4 protein-coding genes are annotated in these 2695 nt (G+C 71.8%); all 4 read right to left on the bottom strand.

Features of this window, described 5'->3' with window-relative positions:
• Window positions 1–74 precede the first annotated feature (74 nt).
• From AC31A1_RS49735 to AC31A1_RS49720, 4 genes are read right to left on the bottom strand one after another with little or no spacing between them, the layout of a single operon-like run.
• The gene (locus AC31A1_RS49735) at window positions 75–440 is read right to left on the bottom strand and encodes an MmcQ/YjbR family DNA-binding protein (protein WP_489659651.1); all 366 of its coding nucleotides are present in this window, start codon (window positions 438–440) and stop codon (window positions 75–77) included.
• 30 nt (window positions 441–470) lie between these two features.
• Window positions 471–1058 (bottom strand): GNAT family N-acetyltransferase, encoded by a 588-nt coding sequence (locus tag AC31A1_RS49730; RefSeq protein ID WP_489659652.1) that lies wholly within the window; start codon window positions 1056–1058, stop codon window positions 471–473.
• Between the two features lie 32 nt (window positions 1059–1090).
• The gene (locus tag AC31A1_RS49725) at window positions 1091–1675 is read right to left on the bottom strand and encodes a helix-turn-helix domain-containing protein (RefSeq protein ID WP_489659650.1); all 585 of its coding nucleotides are present in this window, start codon (window positions 1673–1675) and stop codon (window positions 1091–1093) included.
• A gap of 35 nt (window positions 1676–1710) precedes the next feature.
• Window positions 1711–2613 carry a LysR family transcriptional regulator gene (locus AC31A1_RS49720; protein WP_489659649.1) on the bottom strand — a complete coding sequence of 301 codons (903 nt, stop codon included), beginning with the start codon at window positions 2611–2613 and terminating at the stop codon, window positions 1711–1713.
• Window positions 2614–2695 lie beyond the last annotated feature (82 nt).

Here is a 2695-nt window from a genome sequence, read left to right as displayed (position 1 = left end):
GGTCCCCCTCCGTCCCGGCTCCCACTCCCGCTTCCGGATGATGCCACGCGGCACTGACAACGCCCGAGGGAATTTCAGTCGCCGGACCCGGAGGGGAGGCCCAACTCGGGGTAGGCGTCCAGGAGTCGGGGCGGGGCCGCCTGGCGCCAGGAGTCGGCGAGAATGTCACGGAGTTCGTCCTCGCTGTCCAGCGCGGAGAGGCGGGCCCGGACCCAGGCGAAGCCCGCCTCGTGGTCGGCGATCCAGAACTTCTCCGGTTCGGCCATGACCAGTTCGTCGCGCTCCTCCTTGGGGCAGCGCACCGCGATGGAGGTCTCCTCCTCGGGCACGGTGACGAACATCTTTCCGGCGACCCGGAAGGTGGGCATGTTCCAGGCGATCTTCTCCGTCGTGTCCGGGAGGGAGAGGGCGATACGGCGTACGTCTTCGGCATCCGGCATGACTCGCAAGATAGCGGCTGCCACTGACAATCACCTGGTGGGAGTGCCCGCCCCCAAGTCCGCCTCCGCATCCGACCCGACGTCCGCCCTGCCTCCCTTTTCCTCTCCCACGCGCTTGTAGTACAGCGTCGTGGGCCGCAGCACCCCGGCCGGACTCGCCGCGTAGTCCGGGATCACGCCGGCCCGGGTCCAGCCGGCCGAGCGGTACAGGTGCTCGGCGGGGCTGTCGGTCTCGGTGTCGAGGTGGAGGAGGGTGATGCCGGCGGCGACGGCCGCGGTCTCGGCGACGGTCAGGAGCCGACGGCCGAGCCCCGATCCCCTGGCCTCCCGGTGCACCATCAGCTTGACCAACTCGGCGCGGTGGCGGCTGTTGGGCTTGTCAGGGAAGGCGAGGCTCACCGTGCCGACGACCCGGTCGCCGCTCAGCGCCACCCACACGGCGAGTTGCCCGGCGGCCACACCGTCAGCACGCTCCCGCCACCAGTCGACGGCAGCCGCACGGCCGAGCGGAGCGAGGAACCCGATCGAGGCGCCGTCGTCCACCGTGTCGACTAGCAAGTCCGCCAACTCACCCACGGCGGCGAGCAGTTGAGGCGCGTCCAGACCCCGCACCGTCACCGTCACCGTCGCCTTCGCCTTCGCCGTCGCCTTCACGGCAACACCACCGCCAGTACGTAGCGCACGTCGTCAGGACCCGAGCACCGGAACCGCGTCGGTCCCCACACCCGCAGCCGCAGACAGTCACCCGCGTCCAGATGGTGCTCGGTGTCCTGGGCCGTCACGTCGAGGGCGCCCTCCAGGACCCAGATGTGCTGTTCCAGGCCGGGCACGGGCGGCCGGTCGTAGGCGAGGTCGGCGCCCGGCCGGAGCCGCCCCTCGACGAGTTCGCCGCGCAGCCCGGTGTGCGGGGGTGACACGGATCGCCGTACGAAACCGGAGGCGCGGTCCTCCCACACCGGTTGCTCGGCGGCGCGGACCAGCAGGGCGGGTTCGGCCTCCACCTCGCTGAGGAGTTGGGACGTCGTCCGGCCGTAGACGCCACACAGGCGGTTGAGGAGGGAGGCGGTGGGGCTGATCTCGGCGCGCTCGGCGCGGGACAGGGTCGAGCGGCTCACCCCGCTCCGCTCCGCCAACTCGCCCAGGGACCAGCCGTGTTCGGCCCGCAGCTCGGCGAGCCGGACGCCGAGTCGGACGTCCACGGGGTCGAGAGTTGTCACCGCTTCCTCGGATCTCATATCCGGGACGATATCCCGCATATGAGAAGACGAGGTTACGTCCGGGCCACTTCTTCCAACGCGTCCAGGACCGGACGGATCAGCGGGTGCTCCTCCGTGCCGCGTCGTACGGCAGCGAAGACCCGGCGGGTCGGGGCCACCCCGTCGACGGGCCGGACGACGACTCCCGTCAGGTCCATGCCGCGGAGCGCCGAGCGGGGGACGAGGGCCACGCCCGCGTCGGCGGATGCCAGGGCGACCACGGCACGGAAGTCGTCCGAGGAGTGTTCGAGGCGGGGCTGGAATCCGGCGTTCTCGCAGGCCAGGACGACGACCTCGTGGCAGGGGTTGCCGGGGTATGGGCCGATCCACGGGTCCTTGGCCAGTTCGGCGAGGGGGACCTCGTGGGCGTCGGCGAGGCGGTGGGTGACCGGGACGACCGCGTCGAACGGCTCGGCGTAGAGCGGGAGATGGGTCAGGCGCGGGTCGTCGGCGGGCGGGGCCCCGCGGTACTCGACGGCGACCGCGACATCCACCTGCCGGTCCAGCACCATCGGCAGACTGGCGTCGCCCTCGGCGTCCTGGACGCGGATGCGGATGCCGGGCGCGAGGCGGGCGAGCCGGGTCACGGCGGGCGCTACGACCTGTGCGATGCCGGTCGCGAACGCGGCGACGGTGACCGTGCCGGCCGCACCCGAGCTGTACGCGGCGAGCTCCGCCTCGGCCCGCTCCAGCTGGGCCAGCACCACATTGGTATGGCTGAGCAGGATCTCACCGGCCGGGGTCAGCCGCACGCCCTTGGCACCCCGCTCGACCAGCCGGTGCCCGGTCTCCTGCTCCAGGGCGGCGAGCTGCTGCGAGACCGCCGAGGGCGTGAGATACAGCGCGGCGGCCGCCGCCGTCACGGTGCGGTGGTCTGCCACCGCACGGAGGATATGGAGCCGCCGCGCTTCGATCATGAGACCGATTATCGCAATATGTCCGAGGGGCCGGACGAACGCGGGAGGGTTCTGGGTCCGGGGCGGGGTCGTGGTCTGGGAC

The sequence above is a fragment of the Streptomyces sp. P5F9 genome, assembly GCF_057961495.1.
Note: the sequence above shows the minus strand (reverse complement) of the source record. Positions and strands in the feature narration are given on the sequence as shown.